The 5076-nt window shown below is 36.6% G+C and carries 6 protein-coding genes; all 6 read left to right on the top strand.

Annotation, left to right across the window (positions count from 1 at the left end):
- Positions 1-265, top strand: a 265-nt coding sequence (locus BZK14_RS12510) for a MipA/OmpV family protein (RefSeq protein ID WP_171973732.1), incomplete at its 5' end; no start/stop codon positions are given.
- Positions 266-313: 48 nt separating this feature from the next.
- A complete protein-coding gene (locus tag BZK14_RS12505) occupies positions 314-1699 on the top strand; it encodes an aspartate aminotransferase family protein (protein ID WP_077926796.1) in 1386 nt (461 codons plus the stop codon).
- 76 nt (positions 1700-1775) lie between these two features.
- Positions 1776-2846 carry a GNAT family N-acetyltransferase gene (locus BZK14_RS12500; protein WP_077926795.1) on the top strand — a complete coding sequence of 357 codons (1071 nt, stop codon included), beginning with the start codon at positions 1776-1778 and terminating at the stop codon, positions 2844-2846.
- Positions 2846-3712: a hypothetical protein gene (locus BZK14_RS12495; protein ID WP_077926794.1), complete on the top strand. Its 867-nt coding sequence runs from the start codon at positions 2846-2848 to the stop codon at positions 3710-3712. Before BZK14_RS12500 ends, BZK14_RS12495 begins: the two co-directional genes overlap by 1 nt.
- A 39-nt stretch (positions 3713-3751) precedes the next feature.
- A complete protein-coding gene (locus BZK14_RS12490) occupies positions 3752-4390 on the top strand; it encodes an MtnX-like HAD-IB family phosphatase (RefSeq protein WP_245831362.1) in 639 nt (212 codons plus the stop codon).
- An 18-nt stretch (positions 4391-4408) separates the two neighbouring features.
- Positions 4409-5076, top strand: a 668-nt coding sequence (locus BZK14_RS12485) for an alpha/beta hydrolase (RefSeq protein WP_077926793.1), incomplete at its 3' end; no start/stop codon positions are given.

Genomic DNA, 5076 nt, shown 5'->3' with positions numbered 1-5076 from the left:
CATTGTGGGTTATAACAGTCGTTATAATAATTACTATTATGGTATTTCAGCAAATGAATCCTATCGTTCAGGATTAACTCAATACAAAAGTAAAGCAGGCATTAATCCTTATGCTGAGCTAAGTGTTGTTTATCAAGTGGCACCTCAGTGGGAAATGTCTGTAACAGGGCGTTATGAATATTTAAGTAAAAAAGTTAGAAATAGCCCAATGGTGAATAAAAAAGAGAGCTCTTTACTGAAACTTGGAGTTTTGTATCAGTTCTAAGCGCAATCATTTATAAGTTATAAACTTATGTTCAATGGAGATAATAAAATGTCAAAGCAACAAATCGATGAGCGCCAATTACTATTGGATGAAGCAAAATATTGTTCATTTGGTGATACTGTTCATTATGTCGATCCTCCGAAAATTTTTACAAATTGTGAGGGCAGTTATCTCTTTGATGCAGAAGATAAGCCCTATTTAGATTTACAGATGTGGTATTCAGCGGTTAACTTTGGTTATAAGAATGAACGTTTAGATAATGTACTCAAACAACAGATTGATACATTGCCTCAAGTTGCTAGCCAATATTTGCATCCGACAAAAATTGAATTGGCAAAAACGATCGCGCAGGATATGGAGAAGAAGTTTGGTTTGCCTGGGCGAATTCATTTTAATGTGGGCGGCTCGCAATGCATTGAAGATTCTATGAAAATTGTTCGTAATGCAACTCAAGGTAAAAGCTTAATGTTTGCCTTTGAAGGTGGTTATCATGGCCGTACTTTGGGGGCATCTTCTATTACATCAAGTTATCGTTATCGCCGTCGTTATGGCCATTTCGGTGAGCGAGCACAGTTTATTCCATTTCCTTATCCATTCCGCCGCCCAAAAGGTATGACAGCAGAAGAATATGGTGAAAAATGTGTTAATGAATTTGCGCGTTTATTTGAAACAGAATATAACGGCGTTTGGGACCCGAAAGTTTCTGAAGCAGAATATGCAGCATTTTATGTCGAAGCAATTCAGGGCACAGGCGGTTATGTAATTCCACCGCGTAATTTCTTTAAAGGCTTAAAGAAAGTATTGGATCAATATGGCATTCTTTTGGTTGTAGATGAAATCCAAATGGGCTTTTATCGTACAGGTAAGTTATGGGCGATTGAGCATTTTGATGTCACACCAGATGTTCTTGTATTTGCAAAAGCATTAACAAATGGTATGAATCCGTTAGGTGGATTGTGGGCACGCGAAGAGTTAATTAATCCTGAAGTATTTCCACCAGGATCAACACATTCAACATTTGCATCAAATCCATTAGGAACAGCATTGGGTTTAGAGGTATTGAAAATGACGCAAGAAATCGACTATGAAAAAATGGTTTCTGAAAAAGGGGAATATTTCTTAGAAGGTTTGCGTGAACTTCAAAAACGCCATGTTGAAATTGGTGATGTGGATGGATTGGGCTTAGCATTGCGTGCAGAAATTTGTACAGATGATGGTTTTACACCGAATAAAGCACTGTTGGATAAAATGGTAGATATCGGCTTAGCGGGCGATTTGGATTGGAATGGTAGTAAAATGGGCTTGGTATTAGATGTGGGTGGTTACTACAAAAACGTGATCACGCTTGCGCCATCATTGCACATTTCTAAAGAAGAAATTGATCAAGGCTTAGCGTTATTAGATCAATTACTGACTCGCGCTAAAAAAGCTTAAGAATTTTTATTCATTCAATCTCATAGATGACTATCCTCTTCAATGATTTGAAGGGGATAGCTTTTTTGGAGGCATTGTGCGGTATAGAAATCAACTCGAACCAAATGAATTGATTCACAGTTTTCAGCTGCATCCACCTTATCATTTTAAGATATTGGATTATACGGAAGGATTGCCTGTATTTAGTGCCAAGTTTGATTTATTGACGACGGCAGAAGATGATTTTCGCCAAAAAATAACTCGTATGCCTTTATATCATCTATGGAAGCGATGGTTATCGGTTCAAGCGTGTTTTATTGGTACTACGGTTTCTGAATATGCGTTATTTCCTCATAATCAAACTGAATCAATGACGGCTGAATCTATACAAAAGACTTATGCTCAAGATTATACTTTGACAATCGTTAAAGATATTCCATCGCATTCACCATTATTGTGTGATGAAGATAATCGTTATGCAAAAAATTTGTTGAAAGCACTTCGTGAGATTGGTTTTATTGTGTTGTCAGGACAAGCATTAGCATGGGTTCCGATAGATTTTTCATCTATAGATGATTATATTCAGCGGTTATCAAGCGGCCGAAGAAAAGATATGCGCCGTAAATTACGTAAAAGTGCCGATGTCGTGATTAATAAAGTTATGTTGGGTGATGAATCATTTCAAGATGAAGCATTGTTAGCGCAATATTATGAATTGTATCTAAACGTATTTCAGCAAAGTGAAATTCATTTTGATCAATTGAGCCGAGAGTTTTTTACGACAATTTTACAAGATCAATCCAGTAATGGAATTGTCTTTACTTACTATCATCAAGATCAGCTGATTGGTTATAACATTTGTTATGAAGTGAATCATAAGTTGATTGATAAATATGTGGGATTTGTGTATCCCCAAGCGCGTGATAAAAATCTCTATTATTTAAGCTGGTTTCATAATCTCGAATATGCATTAAAGCAAGGTTTAACGCATTATGTTGCAGGTTGGACAGATCCTGAAATTAAATCTTATTTAGGGGCAAGTTTTACTTTGACGCAACACGCTGTTTATGTGAAAAACCCAATATTACGTGCGATATTGAAACCGTTGAGTCGTTATTTTGAAAGCGATGCATTAACATTGGAGCAATTATCGGAGAAGCGTCAATAATGGCAGAATCATTAGTGCTGAATTTTGATAACAGTGTAACAATTCAATCTGTACAATCAATTAACTTAACTGCGCTTCAAGAACAGATTCGGTTTGGCTGTAGTATGAAAAAATGGGATGCATTGACTTCATTTCTAGATCAAAATATGCCAGACGAATATCATACTGTTCTAATGGGAAGCGGTGATTACCATCATTTAAGTTATTATTTAATCAATAGATTATCACAAAAAGCTCAGAAACCATTTCAAGTTGTGGTATTGGATAATCATCCTGACAATATGCGTTTCCCTTTTGGTATTCATTGTGGTTCTTGGATTTCTTATGTGGCTAATTTACCTTGGGTTAGCCATATACATGTTGTGGGGATTACATCAAGTGATGTAACCGTCAAGCATTCATGGGAAACACGTTTAAAACCACTGTACCAAAAGAAATTGACCAATTGGTGTATTGGCGTTGATACTAGTTGGGCGAATACTATTGGGTTGATGGATAGTTTCCGTTCTTTTGAAACAAAAGAATCAATGATGACAGCATTAACAACAGAATTGCAAAGTACATCACTGGATGCTTATTTATCCATTGATAAAGATGTTTTTGCACCTGAAGTTGTGCAAACAAATTGGGATCAGGGCATTTTATTAGAAGATGATGTGATGGGTATTATTGATATTTTACAACCTAATTTGATCGGCAGTGATATTACAGGTGAAGTATCAATCTATGAATATCAGGCATGGTGGAAGAGATTTTTAAGTGGTTTAGATCAGCAAGTGGCAATTTCACAAGTGGATATTGTGACTTGGCAGCAGCAACAAAATCAATTGAATGAAAGATTATTGATAAAAATAAATACTGACTAGTCAATAATGATAGAGATTAAGATTTAAGGTGAAAATTAGATGATGACGTCCATTTTTTTATGTGATTTTGATGGCACAATTAGTTTAAAAGATGTCACGGATGAATTGTTAATGCGTTTTGGTAAAGAAGGTGTGGTTGAGCTTGAAGAAGCATGGGAACAAGGTGAAATAGGTTCCAAAGAATGTATGGCGGGGCAAGTGGCATTATTGGATATGAATCAAGCACAATTAGATAATTGTTTGGCAGACATTGCCATTGATCCTGCTTTTAGAGAATTTGTTGCATTTGCCGAGGCCAAAAATATTCCGATTCAAATCGTGAGTGATGGCTTGGATTATGCGATTGCGAAAATCTTGGCATATAACAATATTCCTGATATGCCGATTTTGGCTAACCATTTAGTGAACACAGGCGAGCGCAGTTGGGCATTAGAATTTCCTTATTCAGCTGAATCATGCAAGAAAAAAAGTGGCAATTGTAAATGTCAGCAATCGGATGCGCTTTATCACGCCTATGATCAAATTTTTTACGTAGGGGATGGCTCTTCTGATTATTGCGTATCTCATGAAGTTAACTTGGTATATGCTAAAGACAAATTAATTCAATATTGTGAGAACAAAGGTATTCGGTATCAGCCGATTCATAGTTTTTCAGATATTATAGAGTCATTATCCTAAGTAGGGAGAAAAATAATTATGGTTAAAGATGTAAGCTTCCTATTAGAAGGTGAGGCAGTAGAAGGACGTAAAGTGGGGGTGTTATTGATTCATGGTTTGACAGGTACACCTAATGAAATGCGCATTACTGCAAAAGGGTTGAATCGTGCAGGATGTTATGTCTATGCGATGCAAATTGCAGGGCATTGTGGCGATGAAGCTGATTTAAACGCAACGACTTATTCTGATTGGTATCAAAGCGTTGTAGACGCTGCTCAAAAGTTAAAAAAAGAAGTCGATCATCTATTTGTAGGTGGTTTATCCATGGGGGCAGTTTTGGCATTAAAACTTGCTGCAGAAGAGCCTAAAATGGTGGATGGTGTAATTTGTTATGCGACAACATTCAAATATGATGGGTGGAGCATGCCATTTTATGCAAAACATTTCTTTTTCTTACTGACATGGTTTAAGCGTTTGGGAATTTTTCAAGATAAGAAGTTTGCAGAAGAACCACCTTATGGTTTAAAAGATGAAAAAATTCGCCAAGCGGTTTCAAGTAGTATGTTGGATGGCGATAGTGCCGCGGCGGGATTAGCCAATAATCCATATCCTGCTTTGGCTGAAATGCTATATCTATCTCGAGATGTGAAGGCAAAATTGCCGAAAGTAACAGCACCAACACTCATCATGCATTCTAGTAATGATGA

The organism is Wohlfahrtiimonas larvae, from assembly GCF_002006755.1.
Classification (GTDB): Bacteria; Pseudomonadota; Gammaproteobacteria; order Cardiobacteriales; family Wohlfahrtiimonadaceae; genus Wohlfahrtiimonas; species Wohlfahrtiimonas larvae.
Note: the sequence above shows the minus strand (reverse complement) of the source record. Positions and strands in the feature narration are given on the sequence as shown.